A 22,029-nucleotide genomic window follows, 5' to 3' on the forward strand; every position below is an offset into this window, starting at 1 on the left:
ACAACCGATGCGTGTCGCGCAATATTCGCCCGCGCCCCCATGAACCGCGCTTCCGGGCGCTCAGCGCGCAAGGCAGGCTACTGCTTTGCCCGCTCCGCCCGTTAACCGGCAGGATGGCGCGCCGCGTGCAGCAGGCTGCGCGCGTACTCTGTTTGGGGACGTTCGAACAGATCCTCGGCAGTGCCCGACTCGATCACATCGCCCTGCTTCATCACGATGATCTTGTGGCTCATCGCGCGCACGACCAACAGATCGTGACTGATAAAAAGGTAGGCCAGCCCGTATTTCACCTGCAAACGGCGCAAAAGACCCACGATCTGCACCTGCACCGTCATGTCCAGCGCGCTTGTCGGCTCGTCCAGAACCAGCAGCCGGGGTCGCAGGATCATCGCTCGCGCAATGGCGATCCGCTGGCGCTGCCCACCCGAAAACTCGTGCGGATAGCGGTCCATTACGTCGCGCGGCAGTTCCACCTCGTCCAGCACATCGCCCACCAGATCGCGCAGAGACCTTTTATCGCCGCGCCCCGCAGGGTTGCCATGCACGCCAAGCCCTTCCGATATGATCTCGGCGCAGGTCATGCGCGGTGACAGGCTGCCATATGGGTCCTGAAACACGATCTGCATATCGGCCCGGCGGCGGCGCAGCTTGCGGGTCGACCAGCCATTCACATCCTCGCCCGCGAAGGTGATGCGCCCCTCGGACGCGATCAGCCGCATGATCGCCAGCGCCAGCGTGGTCTTGCCCGAGCCAGATTCGCCCACGATGCCCAGCGTTTCGCCCGCGCGCACGGTGATGCTGGCGTCGTTGACGGCCTTCACATGGCCGACCGTCTTTTTCAGGAAACCCTTCTGAATGGGAAACCAGACGCGCAGATTTTCCGTCTCGACGATCACCGGCGCCGCCTCGGGCACGGGATCGGGTCGGCCAACCGCCTGCGCATTCAAAAGCTTGCGCGTATAGGCGTGCTGCGGATTGTCAAATACCTCGGCGGTCGGCCCGGCTTCGACGATGCGGCCATCCTTCATCACGCAAACCTTGTCGGCGATGCGGCGCACGATGGTCAGATCGTGCGTGATGAACAGCAGCCCCATGTCGCGGCTCTTCAGATCGGCCAGCAAGTCGAGGATCTGCGCCTGAATGGTCACGTCCAGCGCCGTCGTCGGCTCGTCCGCGATCAGGATGTCGGGCCCATTTGCCAGTGCCATGGCGATCATCACGCGCTGCCGCTGCCCGCCGGACAGTTGGTGCGGATAGGCATCCAGTCGGCTTTCGGGATCGCGTATGCCGACCTCGGTCAGCAGTTCGACGACCCGCGCACGCGCCGCGGCCCCCTTTAGCCCCTGATGTAATTCCAGCGACTCCGCCAACTGCCGCTTCAACGTGTGCAGCGGGTTCAGCGACGTCATCGGCTCCTGAAAGATAAAGCTGATGTCGTTGCCGCGAACCTTGCGCAACTGCCTCTCGGACGCGCCGATCATTTCCTGCCCGTCATAGCGCACGGACCCGCCCACCTCGGCGGAATCGCCCAGCAGCGACACGGTGGACAGCGCAGTCACCGATTTACCCGACCCGCTCTCGCCGACCAGCGCGACCGTCTCGCCCCGGTCCACGGTAAAGCTGACACCATGCACCGCCTGCACGCGCTGGCCGTCCTGACGAAAGGCAATTGTCAGGTTCTCGACTTCCAGAAGGCTCATTGAAACGTCTTTCTGGGGTCGAACGCATCCCGCACGCCCTCAAAGATAAAGACCAGCAGCGACAGCATGATCGCAAAGGCGAAAAACGCGGTGAAGGCCAGCCACGGCGCCTGAAGGTTGTTCTTCGCCTGCAGCGTCAATTCGCCCAGGCTGGGCGATGACGACGGCAGGCCGAAGCCCAGAAAATCAAGCCCCGCCAGCAGCGATATCGTGCCGGTGATGACAAAGGGCAGCATCGTCAGCGTCGCCACCATCGCGTTGGGCAGCATGTGCCGGAACATGATCCGCCCGTTGCTGACGCCCAGCGCCTTGGCCGCTCGCACATATTCCAGATTGCGCGCGCGCAGGAATTCGGCCCGCACCACACCCACCAGCGCCATCCAGCCAAACAGCACCGTGATTGCCACCAGCAGCCAGAAGCCGCGCGGCAGGATCGCGAACAGGATGATGATGACGTATAGCTGCGGCGTCGCGGCCCATATCTCGATGAATCGCTGAAATGTCAGGTCCAGCCAGCCGCCGAAATAGCCCTGCACCGCCCCCGCCGCGATCCCGAGGATCGATGCCAGCGTGGTGACGATCAACGTGAACAGCACCGACAGGCGGAACCCGTAGATCACCCGCGCCAGCACGTCGCGTTTGGTATTGTCGGTGCCCAGCAGGTTCTGCGCATTGGGCGGCAACGGCGCCGCGCCGGGGCGGTCGACGGGCGTGTCATAGCTGTAGGGAATTGGCGGCCAGATGGCCCAGCCCGCCTCGACCTTCTCGCCATCCACCTCGCCGGTCGCGGCCTGTGCGATCACCCCTTCGGGATTGTCAAAACACGTATCCAGCCCCCCCGACGCGATCAGGCAGCGCACCTCGGGGTCGCGGTAAATTGCCTCGGTCTTGAAATCGCCACCAAACTCCGTTTCCGGATAGAACTTGAAGATCGGCGCATAAAACTCGCCGCGATACTGCACGAGGATCGGCTTGTCATTCGCCAGAAACTCGGCAAAGAGGCTCAGCCCGAACACGATCGTGAACAGGATCAGCGACCAGAACGCGCGCCGGTTGCGCCGGAAATTGCGCCAGCGGCGCTGGTTAAGCGGCGACAGGGCCATCGCGTCAGCCCTCCCGCTTTTCAAAGTCGATGCGCGGATCGACCAGCACATACATCAAGTCGCTGAAGATATTGACCACCAACCCGATCAGACCGAACAGGAACAGCGTGCCGAACATCACCGGATAATCGCGGCCCACGGCCGCCTCGAACCCCAGCCGGCCCAGCCCATCCAGCGAAAATATCGTCTCGATCAGGACCGATCCGCCAAAGAAGATCCCGATGAACACCGTCGGAAAGCCCGCGATCACGATCAACATCGCATTGCGGAACACATGGCCATACAGCACCTGCCGTTCGCTCAGACCCTTGGCGCGGGCGGTCATCACGTATTGTTTTTTCACCTCGTCCAGAAAGCTGTTCTTGGTCAGCAGCGTCAGCGTGGCAAAGGCCGCGATGGTGCTGGCCAGCACCGGCAGCGCGATGTGCCACAGGTAATCCAGCGCCTTGCCGATCAGGCTGAGCTGCTCGAAATTGTCCGAGGTCAGGCCGCGCAGCGGAAACAGCTTCCAGTAACTGCCTCCCGCGAACAGCACCAGCAGCATGATCGCGAACAAAAACGCCGGGATCGCATAGGCCACGATGATGACGCCGCTGGTCCAGGTATCGAAACTGCTGCCGTCGCGCACTGCCTTGGCCACGCCCAGCGGGATCGAAATCAGATAGGCGATCAACGTCGACCACAGGCCGAGGCTGATCGACACCGGCATCTTCTCCAGCACCAGATCGGTCACATTTATCTTGCGGAAATAGCTCTCGCCGAAATCGAAATGCAGGTAGTTCCACATCATCAGCCCGAACCGCTCCAGCGGCGGTTTGTCCAGACCGAACTGCTTTTCCAGCTCGGCGATCATCTCGGGCGGCAGACCGCGCGCGCCGACATATTTGTCCCCGCCGCCGACATCCATCGCCGTGCCTGCATCGCTGCCGCCACCGGCAAAGCTGTCGAACACGTCGCCCTTGCCTTGCATGTTGGCAATGGCCTGCTCGACCGGGCCGCCCGGCACGAACTGCACCAAGGCAAAGTTGATGATCATGATCCCCACAAGCGTAGGGATGATCAGCAGCAGACGCCGCAGTATGTAGGCTCCCATCTTGCGGCTACCTCAGCGCGCCGGAGGATTTCAGCGCCGCCGCCTTGTCCGCGTTGACCCACCAGAAATCCAGCACGCCCAGCGCGTAGGGCGGCATCTTTTCGGGATGCTCGAACATGTCCCAATAGGCGACCCAATGGGCATCATTATACCAGGCGGGAACCATGAACAGCTCGTAGCGCAACGCCCGGTCCAGCGCCATCAGTGCCGCGTCCTGCGTCTGCTGATCGTCCGTCTCCAGCGCCGCGTCAATGATCGCATCGACCATCGGGCTGGCCAGCCCGGCGGGGTTGAACAGGCTAAATGCCGCCTCCTGGCTGCCAAAGCGTTGCATCAGTCCCGTACCGGGCTGCAAAAATGACGCATAACTGCCGAACACCAGATCATAGTCGCGGTCGCGGCTGCGCAGGGTGTATTGCGACGGATCGATCTTCTCCATCTTGGCGTCGATACCCATGGCGCGCAGGTTCTGCACGAAATTCTCGACCACCGCACCGATGGTGGCGGACCCCGATGACGGGATGGGAAATTCAAGGCTCAGGTGCGTGCCATCCGCATTTTGGCGCATGCCATCCGCACCCACGGGCCAGCCAGCCTCGTCCAGCAGACCCATCGCACGGCGCAGGTTGCGCCGGTCGTTCAGGCGACCGGCATCCGAGGCGTGCGGCATCACCGCAGGCTCGGTCAGCATCTCGGGCGGGATCACGTCGCCAAGGCTTTGCAGCAGGTCCAGTTCGGCCCCTTCGGGCGCGCCTATCGCTTGCAGCGGGGTGTCCTGAACAAAGGATTCGCGCTGCTTGAACAGACCATATTGCAGACTCTCGTTCGTCCATTCAAAGTTGAAGGCCAGCGCGATCGCCTGCCGCACGCGTTTGTCCTTCAGCGTCTCGCGACCAAGGTTAAAGATGATCCCCGAGGGGCTGGGCGGTGTGCCGTCAGGCAGGTCCTCCAGCTTGACCCATCCCTTTTGCACGGCGGGAAAATCATACCCCGTCGCCCATGTTTTCGAATTCGTCTCTTGGCGGAATGTGTATTCGCCCGCGGTAAACGCCTGAAACGCGGCAGAATCGTCGGTAAAATATTCGATCCGGATAGTGTCGAAATTATGCCGCCCCACATTGATCGGCAGATCGCGGCCCCAATAGTCGGGGTTGCGCTTGTACACGATACGCCGGTTCACCTCGGCCTTGTCCATCATGTACGGTCCCGATCCGGGCGCCGCATCAAGGCGCGGCTCGTCCAGACGCGCGCCGGTTTCCTCGTACCATGCCTTGGGAAACACCGGCACGGCGCCCACCTGATCGACCAGCGACCGACGCGAAATACCGGGGGCGAAGGTGAATTTGACGGTGTGATCGTCCAGCGCCTCGGCGCCGGTCACCCGGCGCCTGACCCCATCGGCATAGGATTGCAGCCCCTGGTCCAGAAACAGGTTGTGCGAAAAGACCACGTCATGCGCGGTGACGGGCGTGCCGTCGGAAAACCGCGCTTCGGGGCGCATGTGAAAAATTACCCAGTTTTTTCCCGCATCATATTCCAGGCTTTCGGCCAACAGACCGTAGGATTCGCCATAGGTGTCCGCCGGCAGCCCCTCGCTGGTGGCGGGCATTTCCCCCAGAAGGCTTTCATACACCATCCACGAATAGGCCCCGGCGCGGCCCTTGCGCGAATAAGGGTTCATCGAATCAAAAGTGCCGGACGCATCCAGCGCGATTTCCCCGCCTTTGGGCGCATCGGGATTGACGTAATCGAAATGCGTGAAATCGGCGGGATATTTCAGATCGCCAAAATAGCTGTACCCGTGGGAGCGGGTAATCTCGCCATCCGCATCCTGCGCCAGCGCGCCCTGCGCCGCCAGCGCGGCAATCGCCAGCCCGGTCAGGGCGGCACGAAACAGGCCGGACATGCCGAATGGCGCTGCGCTAGCGCGGGACGTGGCAGTGTTTCGCTGGGGCATGGGCATCCTCATTGAGTGAACCGCACCGCGCGCCAAAGCGTCGGGCATCTTGCCGCAAGCTACCGGAGCGGGGCCATAACATTCAAGCACCGAAAGCGGATGGCGGCGTCAGCCCACCATACGTTTACTGCGGAAAAAGAAAAAGAGCGGCCCAACTGGACCGCCCCTGAATTTCCACGCCAGGGCGCCTGCGCTCAGCCGCCGAAAGTTGCCAGATAGGCGATCAGATTGGCGCGGTCATCAACACTTTTCAGACCGGAAAACCCCATGGCGGTGCCCGGAGCGTAGCCTGCCGGATTTTCCAGAAATCCGCTCAGATGCTCGGGCGTCCAGACGTCGACGACCTTTTCCAGCGCACCGGAATAGCCAAAGCCTTCGGCGGCATCCACATCGCGCCCGACGACACCATACAGATAGGGACCTGTAGAATTGGCGCCCTGTTCCAGCTGGTGGCAGGCCTTGCACTTGTTAAAGACGCGCTCGCCCTTGCCGGCATCGGCCGATGCATAGACCTCATCAAAGGTGGGACCGGCTGTCTCCTCGACGCCGCTATCGTCATCATCTGTGCCGATCAAATACCCCTGCATCACTTCTTCGCCGTGAAGGCCGACGCGCGAGGCGTACACTTCTTCGGCCACGAATTTGCCCAGAAGGAAAACCAGAAACGCGCCGCAGAAGCCGCCCAGAACCTTGGTGAGTGTCATTGTGTCGAACATGTACCCGCTTCCATTTGATATCCTTTGGCCGCGTATCTATCCGCTTCCCCTCCCCTTGCGCAAGGTATAGTTTGCGCGACCAAGTGCCCGCCCCCGCCCGTTTTACGTCGCCCGGCGGGCCCGAAACGCAAGGACGCCGGACCATGACCCAGACCATCGCCTTTCAGGGAGAGCCCGGCGCCTATTCGCATCAGGCCTGCCGCGAAACATATCCCGGTGCCGCCGCCCTGCCCTGCCGCACCTTCGAGGACGCAATCGAGGCGGTGCGCGGCGGCACTGCGGATCTGGCGATGCTGCCGGTTGAAAACTCGACTTTCGGGCGCGTGGCCGACATCCACCACCTGTTGCCGGGCAGCGGTCTGCACATCATCGCCGAAGCGTTCGTTCGGGTGCGCATCGCCCTTCTGGCGCTGCCGGGCACAAAGCTGGCCGATATCGAGCAGGCGATGAGCCACCCGATGCTGCTGGGCCAGTGTCGCGGATTTCTGGAAGCCCACGGCATCAAACGTATCACCGGCGCCGACACTGCCGGATCTGCCCGGCAGGTCGCCGAGACCGCCGTACCCGAAACCGCCGCATTGGCCAGCGCGCTGGCCGGCGAAATCTATGGGCTGGATACGCTGGCGGACGGGATCGAGGATGAGGGCGACAATACCACCCGGTTTCTGGTCATGGCGCCCGCACCTGATCTGGCCCGGCGCGGCGACGCGGGAATGATGACCAGCCTGGTCTTTACCGTGCGCAACATTCCCGCCGCGCTTTACAAGGCGATGGGCGGGTTCGCCACCAACGGCGTCAACATGACCAAGCTGGAAAGCTACATGGTTGGCGGATCGTTCTCGGCAACGCAGTTCTATGCCGACATCGAAGGGCACCCGGAGGACGCAAATGTTGCATTGGCGCTGGAGGAACTGGAATATTTCACCAGCCAGATGAACATTCTTGGCGTTTACCCGCGCGATCCGCGCAGAGACTGACCAAGCCATTGATTTTAGGATAATTTGATGGCCCGCCTTACGTTTTGGCGGGCCTTTTCACACGTCCGCGCCGCCGAGATTGATCACGGTTGCGACGCCCCGCGTCACTCGGGCGTGTCCGCAGGCGCGCGCGGAATCACAGAGCGGCGAGGCAGGTTCCCGGAGCGCGCCGATCGGTTCATACTTGGGGTATGGCAACGCGGCACTGACGTCGCGCATCCCAGAAGATCAATTTGAAAAGGAAGGATAAAAAATGAAACGCATCGCACTGGCTGCCCTCATCGCTGCCGCCGCCACACCGGCCCTTGCCATACCCGTCATTTCACTGGACCAGACGGTTATCAGCGCACGGGATACCGAAGATCGTAAAAGCGGCTTCCAGATCGGCATGCGGGATATCGAAGACCGCAAAGGCGGTTTCCAGATCGGCATGCGGGATATCGAAGACCGCAAAGACGGTTTCCAGATCGGTATGCGGGATATCGAAGACCGCAAAGGCGGCTTCCAGATCGGCATGCGGGATATCGAAGACCGCAAAGACGGCTTCCAGATCGGCATGCGGGATATTGAAGACCGCAAAGGCGGCTTCCAGATCGGCATGCGGGATATCGAAGACCGCAAAGACGGCTTCCAAATCGGCATGCGGGATATCGAAGACCGCAAAGGCGGCTTCCAGATCGGCATGCGGGATATCGAAGACCGCAAAGACGGCTTCCAGATCGGCATGCGGGATATCGAAGACCGCAAGACCAACGATTTGATCTGACCTTGGCAATCATGGCAGGCGCTGCTCAGTGTGGCGCCTGCCGCAGTTTGCGCAATGTCGGGTATGGAGAGCGGCCCGATTCCCGGTCTGGCCGATCCGGCTCAGGCGCGGCGCAGATACCGATCTTCCAGATCCCTGGCAAACGTGGCTGTGCGAATCTCGAACCGCTTGGTGACGTTTGTGCGGGCCAGTTTCAGCGATTGAACCATCAGGCGCGCCGAAATGGTCCGGGGCTTCAGATCAGCAGCCAGCGCCATGCGCGTACGGCCGCGGGATAGCGACACCAATTCGACCTCGACATCGCAATCAAGCGATTTGGACGTCGCGGCAAAGCGCATGAGCGTCGGCGGCTCATAGCAGATCATTTCCAGCCGCAAATGGCGGCGTTTGCCGCGCAGGTCGAACGCGGTATCCCACACGATGCCGGGCGCGGGCGGGGTCTTGTCTATGGTGCGCTCTACGTCCGCGCCGCGCCGCTGCAACGACCGCTCAAGCACGGCAAAATCCGAAATCTGCGAAAAGGCGTAGTCGATAGGTGCTTCGATATCTTCGCGTGTCTCGAACTTCATATGGGTATCCTGCTCAATTCAATTGCCTCGCGCCATACATGCAGGCCGGGGCGGTTACTGTTGCCTCAATCCAGCCGGTCCGCAAGCCAGTTGGATAGCAAAAACTGCGCGATTGCGCCCCGCCGCGCGGGGGCCAAAAACGCGTGGCGCCCCGCAAATGCCTCCATCATATCCTCGCGGGTGACCCAGACCGCATCTTCGATTTCGGTGGGATCAACAGTGATGTCGCGGCCGAGTGCGGTGCCGTAGCAGCCCATCATCAGCGAGGCTGGAAACGGCCAGGGCTGGCTGGCCAGATAGCCGACTTCGCCGACCTTGATCGCCGTCTCTTCATGGACTTCGCGGCGCACGGCGGCCTCGATGGTTTCGCCCGGTTCGACAAATCCAGCCAGCAGCGAGTACATTCCCTCGGGCCAGCCGGGAGAGCGGCCCAGAAGCGCCGAGTTTCCATGTGTTATCAGCATGATGACGACCGGATCAGTGCGCGGGAAATGGGGCGCGGCGCAGACCGGGCAGCGGCGCTGCCAACCCGCCATCGATATATCGCTGGGCGCACCGCAGCAGGCGCAGAACCCGTGGCTGTCGTGCCAGCCGAAAAGACCCCGCGCCGTCGCCGCCAATTCGGCATCGCGCGGGGTGAGCAAGGTCATGATGCGGCGCAGTTCCGCGAAAATGAACGTCTCGGGCAAGGCCGGATGACGCTGCTCGCTGGGATCCAGGAAGCTGTTCAACGTGCCTGTATCCTGCCCCTCGGGCACCCAGTGCGAGATGTCATGCACCAGGATCAACGGCCCCGTGCCCCCCTCGCGCCCCAGCAAAATGCGGCGCGTCCCGGCCAGTACCGGATGATCAGGCCGCAATCGTACCAGCGGCGCCAACGCACCCGCATACACCAACGGCTTGCCGCGCCACATCAGGATCGTTTCGGCGCCCAGCTCGGCGATGGCTCGGTCCAGTTGTGCCGCGTTCCCGCGCAGATGCGCCGCGCGGTCCAGCGCCGCCCCTGCGAATGTCACGCCCTCGGCCAATTTCACATGCGTCTCCCTTGCCTCGCCGCCTGCGCATCCCGTGCCATGCCCCCCACTGCCGCGCAAGCGGGGTAACATGGCAGCAACAGGCGTCGCCAAATATGCCACACTCGCCTATGGGTTGTATAAAACTGTGGATAACATCCAAGGCTGTGATAAAACCTAACTGTGCCCAGACATGGCCGAAATGGGCAATCCCGCCCAGCCCCCTTCGGGAAAGAGAATGAACGCACAGCTCCCCCTTGCCACGCCGCATACCGCCGTTGAGGCGGTCGAAGATGTGTCCTTGCAGCTGCGCCTTCTTGGGACAACCGATCTGCATGCGCATTTGCTACCGTATGATTATTACGCCGACGAGGGCGGGCGCCCCTATGGTCTGTCGCGCACCGCGACGCTGATCAGCGCGGCCCGGTCCGAGGTGGCCAATACGATGCTGTTCGACAATGGCGACGCGCTTCAGGGCACCCCTGTTGGCGACGTCACCGGCCAATTCGGCAGCGGCTGGCGCGGCCCCAACCCTGTCATCGACGCGATGAACCGGCTGAACTATGACGCCGCGAGCCTTGGCAATCACGAATTCAACTTCGGCCTCGACTGGCTGGACCGGGCATTGGCCGATGCCACCTTTCCCTTCACCTGCGCCAATGTGGTCGCGCATCCGGGCGCAGCGCCGACGGGCAGTTACCTGCCGCCCTACCTTCTGCTGCCACGGCGCGTTTGTGACGCGACCGGGCAGATGCATGACCTGACGCTGGGCGTCATCGGGCTGGTGCCGCCGCAGATCAACATCTGGGACAAGGCGCATCTGGCGGGGCATCTGTGTGCGCGCGACATGGTCGAGACTGCGCGCGACATGGTCCCGAAGGTGCGCGCCGCCGGCGCCGATCTGGTGCTGCTGCTGGCCCATACCGGCATCGACACCGCCGCGCCTCAGCCGATGGCAGAGAATGCAGCCCTGGCGCTGGCGGCCATTCCGGGGGTCGATGCCATCATGGCCGGACACAGCCACGATCTGTTCCCACAGCCCGGACGCGCGGACGCGGCGGGCGGCGTCGATCATGAGGTTGGCGCGCTGAACGGCACGCCCGCGCTGATGGCTGGCGCCTACGGCTCGCATCTGGGTGTCATGGACCTGACGCTGACACGCCGGGGCGGGCGCTGGGGCATCACCGCCCATCGCTGCGGATTGCGCGCGGTCGCAACGCCGTGTGCGCAGCCGGCCATCCCGCCCGACCCCGAAATGTCCAACGCGGTGCGCGCCGCACACACCATCACGCTGCGCCATATGCGCAAGCCGATCGGGCACTGCGCGCAGCGCCTCCACAGCTATCTTGCGCTGGCGCGGCCAGATCCGTCGGTGGCAGCTGTCAACCTGCTACAGCAGCGCATCCTGTCGCGCGCCGTTGCCGGCACCGCGCATGAAGGGCTGCCGATCCTGTCCGCAACCCCGGCGTTCAAGACAGGCGGGCGCGGCGGGCCACTGAATTTCAGCGATATACCTGCCGGGCCGGTTTCGCTGCGCCACGCAGCCGATCTTTACTCCTTGCCGAACCATCTGTGCGGTCTGCTGATCACCGGCGCCGAGCTGCACGAGTGGCTGGAGCGTTCCGCGATCTGCTTTGCCACGCAGAGGGCGGATACGCCCGAGGCGATGCTGCGCGATCCCGCCGTGCCAGGGCATGATTTTGATGTCATTGCCGGGCTGACCTACCAGATCGATTTATCGGCGCCGCCGCGCTATGACCGCAACGGCGCGCTGATCAATGCCGATACGCGGCGCATCCGCAAATTGCGCCATGTCGGCCGACCGCTGGACCCGGTGGACAGGTTTCTGCTGGCGACCAGCACCTATCGCGCACAAGGCGGAGGCGCCTATAGCCCGATGCGCGGGGGCAACGTCGTGCACGCGTCCGACCGCCTTGTGCGCGACGAGCTGGCCGATGAAATCGCGCGCGCGCCGCTGGCCGTTCCGGATGATTACAGCGCAAACTGGCGTTTTCATCCCATGCCCGGCAACGCGGTCATGCTAGATACCGGCCCGGCCCTGCGCAGCGATCCCGCCGCGCTGACAGGCCCGGGCGTCGAGGATATGGGCCTGACCCAAGATGGCTTCCTGCGGTTGCGCATTTCGCTCTGACGTCCGGCCCGCGCTGTCCGCGCGTCCTGTCGTATCTGGCCGACGCGCGCTCTTTCCTTTGCCGTCCCCACCGCCCATATGTCCGGGATGAGCCAGCAGATACCCAGCCTCGACCAGATGGAACAGATCGCGCGCGACACCGTCGCAGCCCTGCCCGCGCCCTTTGCCGCCGCCGCGGCAGAGGTGGTGCTGCGAGTGCTGGATCTGCCAGACGCGGCCATGCTGGCCGATCTGGAGATGAACGATCCGCTGGCGTTGACCGGCCTTTACGAGGGCGTACCGATGACCGAAAAATCGATATCCTACCCCTCGCCCTGGCCCGATACGGTCTGGTTGTTCCGACAGCCGATCCTGGCGGAGCTGGCGACGCGCGACAACGTAACCCTGCAAGAGCTTGTCGCCCATGTCACGATCCACGAATTCGCCCATCATTTCGGCTGGTCGGATGATGACATCGCCAGCATCGACCGCTGGTGGGAATAGCCCGCGCGCCAGCGATGCCGACGCGCATGCAATTCACCCCCCGCTCTTGTCCCGCCAGCGGTTTACGATGGGATAGCGCCGATCCAGCCAGAAGGCGTGCTTGCTCAGCCGTGTGCCCGGCGCCGATTGGAATCTTTTGTATTCGCTGATATAAATTAGGTTCTCGACCTTCTTCACATCCGCAAGGTCATAGCCCGCAGCGACGCAGTCGGCCACGCTCGCATTCCCATCGATCAGCAGCTCAAGTATCCCGTCCAGCACCGGGTAATCGGGCAGCGAATCACTGTCCTTTTGATCGTCCCGCAGTTCGGCCGAGGGGGGCTTGTCTATGATGCGGTTTGCGATCACCTCGCCCTTTGGTCCCATCATCCAGTCGCGATGATGCGCATTGCGCCAGCGGCAAATGTCGAACACCCGCGTCTTGTAGAGGTCCTTGATCGGGTTGTAGCCGCCATTCATGTCGCCATAGATGGTGGCGTATCCCACTGCCACCTCGGATTTATTGCCCGTGGTCAGCAGCATTTCGCCGAATTTGTTGGACATCGCCATCAGCAGCAGGCCGCGCAGGCGGGACTGGATGTTCTCCTCGGTCACATCTGGCTCGGCCCCCTCAAACAGGGGTGCCAGTGTCGCGGTGATCGCCGCGCGCCCCTCTGAAATCGGGACAAAATCATAGCGGCAGCCCAGCGCCTCGGCCACGGCCTGCGCGTCGTCCAGCGAAGCCTGCGACGTATATTCCGAGGGCAGCATGACACAGCGCACGTTGTCTGCGCCCAGCGCATCGGCGGCGATAACGGCGACGATGGCCGAATCGATTCCGCCCGACAGCCCCAGCAGAACCTGTTTGAAGCCTGCCTTGCGCAGGTAATCGCGCAGGGCGACGACCATTGCGTGATAATCCTGCTCCAGATTATCCGGGATGTGGGCCAGATCGCCCTTCTGCGCAGTCCAGCCCTGCGGCCCGCGCGTGAAATCGACATGCGCCAGCCCCGCCTCGAACAGCGGCATCTGCACGGCCAGAGCGCCGCCGGGGTTCAGCACGAAACTGCCGCCATCAAATACCTGATCGTCCTGCGCGCCGGTCATGTTGAGGTAGACCAGCGGCAGGCCCGTCTCGATCACGCGGCTGACCATGATGGTCTGGCGCACCTCCATCTTGCCGCGGTAATAGGGCGATCCGTTGGGCACCAGCAGCAATTCCGCCCCCGTTTCGGCCAGCGTTTCGGCCACATCCTCGTGCCAGGCATCCTCGCAAATGGGGCTGCCGATGCGCAGGTCCCCAACGGTATAAGGCCCGCTCAGCGGCGCCGACCCGTATAGCCGCACCTCGTCAAAGACCGTTTCATTCGGCAGGTGGTGTTTAAGCACGCACGCCGTGACCTTGCCCCCCTGAAGCACGTAATAGGCATTGCACAGTTCGGCCCCTTCCAGAGCCGGACCGCCGATGCCAATCGCCGGACCGTCCGCGCAGTCAACCGCCAGCGCGTGGATCGCGGCGATCGCCGTCTGATGAAAGGCGGGCTTCAGCACCAGATCCTGCGTGTTGTAGCCGGTGATGAACATCTCGGGCAGCGCCAGCATATCCGCGCCAGCGTCAACGGCGGCGTTCCATGCGGCGCGGGCCTGCGCGGCGTTGCCGTCAATATCCCCCACCGTGGGGTTATGCTGGGCAAGAGTCAGGCGGAAGCTGTCGGACATGGGCGTTTCCTTCTTTGGTCCCGCCCTGATCTAGAGTGTTTTTGCGCCAACCCCAATCGCGGAATGGTCAAAATGTACCCCAGCGGGCGCCACCGCGCCGTTAGGGACGAATCGCGTTGCCCCGAGGGGGTCCGTCCAGTAGTTTTGCCCGAAAGCTGCGCCCAAGGGTGCGGCGACAGGGCATCCGGGGCACAGCATGGTATCCAAATCGACACGACCGATCGTTTTCGCCGCATCACTGGGGCTGATCGCAGGGGTGCTAAGCACTGGGCTGACGGCTCAGGACAGCGCGATCCAGACCAAACAATATGATGATGGCGGCGTCTACGAGGGCACGTTCAAGGACGGGCTTCAGCACGGCACCGGCACCTACACCCTGCCAAACGGCTATGAATACAGCGGCGACTGGAACGAGGGTGAGATCAAGGGCAAGGGCACCGCACGCTTTCCCAACGGGTCGGTCTACGAGGGCGAATTCGCACTGGGCAAGCCGAACGGCACCGGCAAGATCGTGTTTACCGATGGCGGCACCTTCGAGGGCGGCTGGGTCAATGGCAAGATCACCGGGCGCGGCATCGCCGTCTATGCCAACGGGGTGCGCTATGAGGGCGAATTCCTGAACGCCATGCATCATGGGCGCGGCACGATGACCTCGCCGGGGGGCTATGTTTACGAGGGCGACTGGGTCGAGGGCGTCAAGGACGGTCAGGCATCGATCACCTATCCCGACGGCGCCACCTACGAGGGCGAAGTGAAACGCGGCGCGCGCGATGGCCAGGGAACGCTGACCATGCCGGACGGGCTGATCTATACCGGCCTGTGGAAAGACGGCCAGATTAACGGGATGGGCAAGCTGACCCAGCCCAATGGCGACGTCTACGAGGGCGCGCTGGTCGCCGGGCGACGCGAGGGGAAAGGCCGCGTCGTCTATGATAACGGCGACGTCTACGAGGGCGATTTCGCCAACGACAAACGCGACGGTCAGGGCATTTTCACCGGCACCGATGGTTATGTCTACAAAGGCAGCTGGGTGGCGGGCAAGATTTCAGGCACTGGCCGCGTCACCTATCCCGACGGGTCAGTCTACGAGGGTGAATTCCGCGATGATCTGGCCAATGGCGAGGGTAAGATCACCTATCCCGACGGCGCCACATATGACGGCCAATGGACCGATGGCGTGATCGAGGGGCAAGGCCGCGCCACCTATCCCAGCGGTTTGATCTATGAGGGCATGTTCAAGGCCGCGCGCAACCACGGCCAGGGCGTGATGACCTACGCCGACGGCTATCGCTATGAGGGCGAGTGGGCAAATGGCGAACGTCAGGGTCAGGGCACCGCCACCTACCCCGACGGCACCGTCTATAGCGGCGGCTTTGTGAACGGGCAGCGCGACGGCACCGGCAAGATCGTGATGCCCGACGGTTTCGTCTACGAGGGCGACTGGAAGGACGGCGAAATCAACGGCACCGGCGTTGCGACCTATGTGAACGGCGACGTCTATGAGGGCCTTTTTGTCGATGGCAAGCGGCAGGGCGCAGGCACGATGCGCTATGCCTCGGGACAGGTCGAAAGCGGCGAGTGGCAGGACGGCGCATTGCCGGTCGGCGCGCCCCCCGGCGACGCTGCCGCCGCGCCGGGCACCCCGGCCGAGGCCGCGCCCGATACAGCGCCCAGCGTTACGCGCGATTCTTTGCCGCAACGGGGCAGCACCGAACTTGCGACACCGGATAACGGCACCGCCATAGAGTAACCGGCGCATCCCTGCGTCCAAAACCCGAGGATTCCAATGCCCCATACCGGATCATGCCTGTGCGGCGCGGCCAAGTTCACCATCACCACGCCCATCGCGGAAACCTACGCCTGCCACTGCGCTATGTGCCGCAAATGGACGGGCGGCATTGCGCTGGCCATTGAAACCCCGCCAGACGGCCTGACTGTAGACGCGGGCGACACCATCCAGACCTATGCCTCGTCCGAGTGGGGTGAGCGGGCGTTTTGCACGGCATGTGGCAGCGGGCTTTATTATCGATTCATCGCGCCGGGGCCGCAGAACGGCACATACTATGTCAATCTGGGCGCGCTGGACGATCCCGACGGCATCCCGCTGACCGGAGAGCTGTTCATCGACGCCAAGCCGGACGGCTACGCGCTGGAGGGGAACCACAAGCGCATTACCAGTACCGAGTTCTTCGCAATGATCGAAGAGGCGACCGGCAGCGCGCCGGCCTAACGCCCCCCCATCATCGCAAGGCGGATCAGCGCCCGTTCGACCAGGGCCATCTGCGGCGCGGTCTGATTGGCCGAGCGCAGGGCAAGATCCGTTTCCGTCAGCAGACTCAGCGCATCTTCCAGCCGGGCGGCGCCCCATGCCTGCGCCTGCCGCTGCATCCGGTCGCGACGCGGCCCGAACACCGGCGGGCGCATCCGCGCGATGCCTTGGCTCACGCCGCCGGGATCGGACGCCGCCGTATAGAGCGTGCGAAAATGCCGCGTCCCCGCAATGCACAGGCCGACGGGCTGCACCCCTTGGGCGCGCAGGCGCTTCATCATCGGGCCGATCTCGCCCGACCGGGCCTCGGCCACGATATGCAGGATATCATCCAGATCTGCCTCGACCGAGGCAGGCGCGCAGGCGGCGATATCCTCGGGGCTGAGCGGCGTGTCGTCATCGAGTTTATACAGCGACAGCTTGTCCATGGTCTGGCGAAAATCGCCCGGGTCCAGCGCACGCGCCAGATCGTGCAGGTCGCGCAGCGCGTCCTGCCCGATATTCTTCAACCCCGATTTCGCCAGTGTTTCCTCGATTTCGGCGCGGCTGGGCGGTTCGTCATAGATGGCGGCGGCATAGGCGTTCTTGTGTGTCTCGAACGCCTTGCGCAGCTTGGATGTGGGTTTCAGTTGCCCACCCGTCACGATGATCTGCGCATCCCCGTCGCGCCAATCCTCCAGCGCGGCGAGGATGGGGGCCGCCAGCGCCTCGGTCGCGTCCTCGACAAACGCGACGCGTGGGCCGGGGAAAAAACTGGCCGCCTTCACCGCATCATTCAGGCGCGCGGGATCCTTGCGCAGATCGCCGGCGAGCATGCGGGCGACGCGCATTTCCTCTTCGCCGGTGGGGCCGACGAGGGCCGCGATCACTTCGGCCCGGCGCAGGGCGATGCGCATCGCGTCGGCGCCATAAATCAGCAGGCCAGCACGCGCCGGATCAGGGCGCGCGAAATAGCCGGGCGCATCGCGAGCCGATAGTTTCATGGGCCGAAGCTGGGCGCGGCAACAATCAACCGCGTGACGATCTGCTCGGCCATTATATTCATCAACCGCTCGCGGGCATCCTTCTCGGCCGCCTGTGTCGCCACGGTCGTGCCAGAGGCGGAGTAGCCGGTGAAATTATCGACCTTGCCCGAAGCAACGACAGCCTGCGTATCCAGATCGCGCAGCGCATAGGTGACGCCGCCCAAAAGGTTGTAGCGGGTCGTCACGTTGTCCTGTGAAATGGCAATGGATTCGACGAACATCGTGATGGCATAGCTCAGCCCGTATCGCCCCGGATTGGCCCGCCCCAACCGCGTTTCCAGCTCGCGCGTCAGCAGATAGGCATCGCGCGTGATCGGTTCATCAACCAGCACCTGCCCCTGCAGCGCGGTGCCTGCGCCATCCGGGCCGTAGACCGGCGTAAATCCGCAGGCCGCAAGCGCGGCGAGCGCCGCAAGGCAAAAGCTGCGCCTGTTAAATGACGACATTGACGATCCTGCCGGGGACGACGATGATTTTCCTGGGCTGGGCCCCTTCCAGCGCACGCTGCACAGCATCGGTCGCCAGCGCAATTTTTTCAACCTCGTCCTTCGGCATGTCCTGCGGCACCTGAATTTCGGCACGCCGCTTGCCGTTGATCTGGACCGGCAGGGTGACCGAATCGTCCTGCATCATCGCCGGGTCCGCCACCGGCCATGGCGCAACGGCGATCAGCCCCTCGCCGCCCAGCATCTGCCACATCTCTTCGGCCAGGTGGGGCGTCATCGGCGACATCAGCTGCGCCAGCGTGCGGGCCGCCTGCCGCTTGGCCTCTGTGCCTGCATCGCTTTTGCTCAGGCTGCCGGTAAAGGCATAAAGCCGTGCAATTGCCGCGTTGAAGCCAAACGATTCGACCCCGCCGGTGACATCATGGATCGTTTTGTGCATCTCGCGCAGCAGCGCCTCGTCCTCGTCTGGCGCGCCCTCCTCGGCGGCGCATGCGATCTGGGTGGCAATGCGCCAGACGCGCGACAAATGCTTGTGTGCGGCCTCGGCGCCCGAGGCGGTCCATTCCACGTCCCGTTCGGGCGGGCTGTCGGACAGCACGAACCAGCGGGCCGTGTCGGCACCGTAGGCGTCGATGATCTGCGCAGGGTCGACGACGTTCTTTTTGGATTTCGACATCTTGGCCGAGGGGATGATCTGCACGGGCGTGCCATCAGCCAGTTTGCCGTCCTGCACATCCTCCGGCAGGTGATAGACAGGGCGGCCATTGTCGCCCGCCGTCTGGTATATCTCGTGCGTCACCATCCCTTGGGTAAAGAGCGCGTTGAACGGCTCGGACGCGCTTTTCGGCAGATGCCCGGTGACATGCATCGCGCGGGCAAAGAAGCGGCTATAAAGCAGGTGAAGAATCGCATGCTCGACACCGCCGATATACTGATCGACATTCATCCAGTATTCCGCCGCCGCGACATCGGTCGGCGTATCGGCATGGGGCGCGGTGAAGCGGATGAAATACCACGAACTGTCGACAAATGTGTCCATCGTGTCCGTCTCGCGCCGCGCGGCGGCGCCGCATTTCGGGCACGGCGCTTGCCGCCAAGTCGGGTGGCGGTCCAGCGGGTTGCCCGGCACGTCGAAAGTGACATCGTCGGGCAGGCGGATCGGCAGGTTTTCCTTTTTCTCCGGCACCACGCCGCAGGCATCGCAATGCACGACGGGAATCGGGCAACCCCAATAGCGCTGGCGCGACAGGCCCCAATCGCGCAGGCGGTATTTCGTCACGCCCTGCCCCACGCCATTGGCTTCGCAGAAATCGATGGTCGCATCGATGGCCTCGGCGCCGGTGCGCCAGGACGCGCCCGCAAAGTCGCTGACGTAATGAACCTTTTCGGTCTTGGCCGGGACATACGCCTCGCTCAGGTGCGTATCCGCGTCCTCGGACGGCAAAAAGGCCGGGATGATCGGCAGGCTGTATTTGGTGGCAAACTCGAAATCGCGCTGGTCATGGGCCGGGCAGCCGAAAACCGCGCCGGTGCCGTAATCCATCAGGATGAAGTTGGCGACGTAAACCGGCAATTTCCATGCCGTATCAAAGGGGTGACGCACGGTCAGACCGGTGTCATAGCCGCGCTTTTCCGCCTTTTCCAGCGCCTCCTCGGTGGTGCCACCCCTGCGGCACTCGGCGTTGAACCGGGCCAGGTCGGCATCGTCCTTCTCCAGATGTTTCGCCAGCGGGTGATCGGGCGAAATGCCGACAAAACTGGCGCCCATCAGGGTATCGGGGCGGGTCGTGTAGACTTCGACCCGGTCAAACCCTTCGGGGCCGTCATTGAGACCAAACGCGAATTGCAGCCCGCGTGATTTGCCGATCCAGTTCTCCTGCATCAGGCGCACCTTGGCGGGCCAGTTATCCAGCGTATCCAGCGCCTCCAGCAGTTCCTCGGCCATGTCCGAGATCGCAAAGAACCACTGTGTCAGCTCGCGGCGCTCGACCTCGGCGCCGCTGCGCCAGCCGCGGCCGTTTTCGACCTGCTCATTGGCCAGAACGGTCATGTCGACAGGATCCCAGTTCACGACCGCGTTCTTGCGATAGACCAGCCCGGCCTCCAGCATGTCCAGGAACAGCGCCTGCTGCTGGCCGTAATATTCCGGATCGCAGGTGGCGAATTCGCGGCTCCAGTCGATGCTCAGGCCCAGCGGCTTCATCTGGGCGCGCATGTCGGCGATGTTCTGATAAGTCCAGTCCTTGGGGTGGCCGCCCGAGGCCATCGCCGCATTCTCGGCGGGCATGCCGAACGCGTCCCAGCCCATCGGGTGCAGCACGTTATGGCCCGTCGCCAGCTTGTGCCGCGCGATAACGTCCCCCATCGTGTAGTTACGCACATGGCCCATGTGGATGCGCCCCGATGGGTAGGGAAACATTTCCAGCACGTAATATTTCGGCTTGGACGGATCATGGCCCGCGCGGAAAATCCCGGCCTCGTCCCAGGCCTTGCGCCAGTTGGCTTCGATCTCGGTAGCGGAATAGCGGGACATGGCGGCGGCTTTCACTGGGGCAAATACGTCAGGTCCGGTGATAGGCGCAGAGGCGCGCATCGTCCAGTGGGCGCCGCAAATTTGCAAGGCTTGCGGGCGCGCGGGCCACGCCTATAAGCGATGCGGACGATGCAGCGCAGGCAAGGCCCATGAAAATCCTCTTTATCCACCAGAATTTTCCCGGCCAGTTCAAGCATCTGGCCCCTGCCCTGGCCGCACGCGGGGATGACTGCACCGCCCTGACGCTGAAGGTGAAAGAGCCTGTCACCTGGAAGGGCGTGCGCGTTCTGCCCTATACGCTGCCCCAGCGCCCCGGCCAAAGCGTACACCCCTGGCTGGTCGATCTGGATAGCAAGGTCACGCGCGGCGAGGCATGTTGGCGCGCCGCGCGCGCGCTGGCCGATCAGGGCTATGCGCCCGATCTGATTCTGGCGCATCCCGGCTGGGGCGAATCGATGTTCCTGCGCGATCTGTGGCCGCAGGCGCGCATCGGTCTTTATTGCGAGCTGTACCACGAGGCCGGGTATCCCCACCTCGATTTCGACCCAGAATTTCGCGCGCGCGAGCCCGAGGTGCAGCCACTGCGCATCCGGCTGAAGAACCTCAACAACCATCTGCATTTCCCACGCGCCGAGGCCGGGATCAGCCCCACCGCGTTTCAGGCAGACACGTTTCCCGCCGAATTTCGCCGCCGCATCACCGTGGCGCATGATGGCATAGACACGGCATTCTCAGCGCCCGATCCGGGCGTCACGCTCCAGATGAAGGGCTGCGAAGAATACACACGCGAGACGGAAATCATCACCTTCATCAACCGCAACCTAGAGCCGTATCGCGGCTATCACATCTTCATGCGCGCCCTTCCGGACCTGCTGCGCAACCGCCCGAACGCGCGCATCATAATCATCGGCGGCGACGAGGTCAGCTATGGCAGCCCGCCGCCCAAGGGCCGCACATGGAAGCAGATATTCCGCGACGAGGTGCAAGGCCAGATCACGCCAAACGATTGGCACCGTGTGCATTTTCTGGGCCGTATCCCGCATGACCAGTTCACCCGCGTGCTGCAAATCAGCCGCGTGCATGTCTACCTGACCTATCCTTTCGTCCTCAGCTGGTCCCTGCTGAAGACAATGTCCTGCGGCGCCGCGATCGTCGCCAGCGATACCGCCCCTGTGCGCGAGGTCATCGCGCATGATCAGACCGGGCGGCTGGTCGATTTCTTTGACCGCGCGGGACTGGTGCGCGAGGTCTGCGACCTTCTGGAGAACAGCGCCCTGCGCGACCGGCTGAGCACGGCGGCACGGCAGTTGATGGTCGAGAATTACGATCTGGAGAAGGTCTGCCTCCCCCGGCAGATCGCGTGGGTGGATGATGTCATGCGGATGCCGCTTGTCATCTAACCAAAGCGTTTCGCGAAAAGCTGCGCCGCTGCGACGACATATCGCGCCGGTCCGCGCATGAAAAAGGGGCGACACCGCGCCCCCTTGTCGAATATGTAGCAGCATTGCCGGCCGGTTGCCCGGCCTTAC

Annotated in this window: 18 protein-coding genes; 7 read left to right on the plus strand and 11 right to left on the minus strand. The window is 63.3% G+C overall.

Translation table 11 applies throughout. The features are described 5' to 3' along the window. Positions 1-101: 101 nt before the first annotated feature. The 5 genes from FGD77_RS19545 to FGD77_RS19565 form a co-directional block, all read right to left on the minus strand. Positions 102-1,700 (minus strand): ABC transporter ATP-binding protein, encoded by a 1,599-nt coding sequence (locus FGD77_RS19545; protein WP_255012953.1) that lies wholly within the window; start codon positions 1,698-1,700, stop codon positions 102-104. Then, positions 1,697-2,803: an ABC transporter permease gene (locus FGD77_RS19550; RefSeq protein WP_255012955.1), complete on the minus strand. Its 1,107-nt coding sequence runs from the start codon at positions 2,801-2,803 to the stop codon at positions 1,697-1,699. Before FGD77_RS19550 ends, FGD77_RS19545 begins: the two co-directional genes overlap by 4 nt. A gap of 4 nt (positions 2,804-2,807) precedes the next feature. After that, positions 2,808-3,896 carry a microcin C ABC transporter permease YejB gene (locus FGD77_RS19555; protein WP_255012958.1) on the minus strand — a complete coding sequence of 363 codons (1,089 nt, stop codon included), beginning with the start codon at positions 3,894-3,896 and terminating at the stop codon, positions 2,808-2,810. Positions 3,897-3,903: 7 nt separating this feature from the next. Next, positions 3,904-5,802 (minus strand): extracellular solute-binding protein, encoded by a 1,899-nt coding sequence (locus FGD77_RS19560; RefSeq protein ID WP_255014348.1) that lies wholly within the window; start codon positions 5,800-5,802, stop codon positions 3,904-3,906. A 245-nt stretch (positions 5,803-6,047) separates the two neighbouring features. Continuing rightward, entirely contained in the window at positions 6,048-6,569 is a 522-nt protein-coding gene (locus FGD77_RS19565) for a cytochrome c family protein (RefSeq protein ID WP_255012960.1), read from the minus strand. Between the two features lie 143 nt (positions 6,570-6,712). On the opposite strand from FGD77_RS19565, the gene FGD77_RS19570 reads away from it, so the two are divergent. Beyond that, positions 6,713-7,546: a prephenate dehydratase gene (locus tag FGD77_RS19570; protein ID WP_255012962.1), complete on the plus strand. Its 834-nt coding sequence runs from the start codon at positions 6,713-6,715 to the stop codon at positions 7,544-7,546. A gap of 253 nt (positions 7,547-7,799) precedes the next feature. Continuing rightward, on the plus strand, positions 7,800-8,312 hold the full coding sequence (locus tag FGD77_RS19575; protein ID WP_255012964.1) for a hypothetical protein: 513 nt from the start codon (positions 7,800-7,802) through the stop codon (positions 8,310-8,312). Between the two features lie 101 nt (positions 8,313-8,413). Here the strand turns inward: FGD77_RS19575 and FGD77_RS19580 are convergent, their stop codons facing one another. Both FGD77_RS19580 and nudC read right to left on the minus strand, forming a co-directional pair. Then, positions 8,414-8,881, minus strand: coding sequence for an SRPBCC family protein (locus FGD77_RS19580; protein WP_255012965.1), 468 nt, complete (start codon positions 8,879-8,881; stop codon positions 8,414-8,416). Positions 8,882-8,946: 65 nt separating this feature from the next. After that, positions 8,947-9,915: an NAD(+) diphosphatase gene (gene nudC, locus FGD77_RS19585; RefSeq protein WP_255012967.1), complete on the minus strand. Its 969-nt coding sequence runs from the start codon at positions 9,913-9,915 to the stop codon at positions 8,947-8,949. Between the two features lie 217 nt (positions 9,916-10,132). Here nudC and FGD77_RS19590 point away from each other — a divergent pair, with 217 nt between their 5' ends. Next, on the plus strand, positions 10,133-12,046 hold the full coding sequence (locus FGD77_RS19590; protein ID WP_255012969.1) for a bifunctional 2',3'-cyclic-nucleotide 2'-phosphodiesterase/3'-nucleotidase: 1,914 nt from the start codon (positions 10,133-10,135) through the stop codon (positions 12,044-12,046). Between the two features lie 87 nt (positions 12,047-12,133). Continuing rightward, entirely contained in the window at positions 12,134-12,529 is a 396-nt protein-coding gene (locus tag FGD77_RS19595; RefSeq protein WP_255012971.1) for a metallopeptidase family protein, read from the plus strand. 33 nt (positions 12,530-12,562) lie between these two features. Here FGD77_RS19595 and FGD77_RS19600 read toward each other — a convergent pair whose 3' ends face one another. Further along, complete coding sequence (locus FGD77_RS19600) at positions 12,563-14,227, minus strand: NAD+ synthase (protein WP_255012973.1); 1,665 nt, start codon at positions 14,225-14,227, stop codon at positions 12,563-12,565. Positions 14,228-14,423: 196 nt separating this feature from the next. On the opposite strand from FGD77_RS19600, the gene FGD77_RS19605 reads away from it, so the two are divergent. Continuing rightward, on the plus strand, positions 14,424-15,977 hold the full coding sequence (locus tag FGD77_RS19605; RefSeq protein WP_255012975.1) for an MORN repeat-containing protein: 1,554 nt from the start codon (positions 14,424-14,426) through the stop codon (positions 15,975-15,977). A gap of 36 nt (positions 15,978-16,013) precedes the next feature. After that, complete coding sequence (locus FGD77_RS19610; protein ID WP_255012977.1) at positions 16,014-16,457, plus strand: GFA family protein; 444 nt, start codon at positions 16,014-16,016, stop codon at positions 16,455-16,457. Here FGD77_RS19610 and holA read toward each other — a convergent pair. Genes holA through leuS form a run of 3 tightly spaced genes read right to left on the minus strand, consistent with a single transcriptional unit; the run spans position 16,454 to position 20,500 of the window. Next, positions 16,454-17,479: a DNA polymerase III subunit delta gene (gene holA / locus FGD77_RS19615; RefSeq protein WP_255012979.1), complete on the minus strand. Its 1,026-nt coding sequence runs from the start codon at positions 17,477-17,479 to the stop codon at positions 16,454-16,456. The two genes, FGD77_RS19610 and holA, sit on opposite strands and share 4 nt — an antisense overlap. After that, positions 17,476-17,967 (minus strand): LPS assembly lipoprotein LptE, encoded by a 492-nt coding sequence (lptE, locus tag FGD77_RS19620; RefSeq protein ID WP_255012981.1) that lies wholly within the window; start codon positions 17,965-17,967, stop codon positions 17,476-17,478. The genes holA and lptE overlap by 4 nt, the downstream gene beginning before the upstream one ends. Continuing rightward, on the minus strand, positions 17,954-20,500 hold the full coding sequence (gene leuS / locus FGD77_RS19625) for a leucine--tRNA ligase (RefSeq protein ID WP_255012983.1): 2,547 nt from the start codon (positions 20,498-20,500) through the stop codon (positions 17,954-17,956). The genes lptE and leuS overlap by 14 nt, the downstream gene beginning before the upstream one ends. Before the next feature lie 149 nt (positions 20,501-20,649). Here leuS and FGD77_RS19630 point away from each other — a divergent pair, with 149 nt between their 5' ends. Then, a complete protein-coding gene (locus tag FGD77_RS19630; protein ID WP_255012985.1) occupies positions 20,650-21,900 on the plus strand; it encodes a glycosyltransferase in 1,251 nt (416 codons plus the stop codon). Positions 21,901-22,029: the final 129 nt, after the last annotated feature.

This window comes from Roseovarius sp. M141, from assembly GCF_024355225.1.
Classification (GTDB): domain Bacteria; phylum Pseudomonadota; class Alphaproteobacteria; order Rhodobacterales; family Rhodobacteraceae; genus Roseovarius.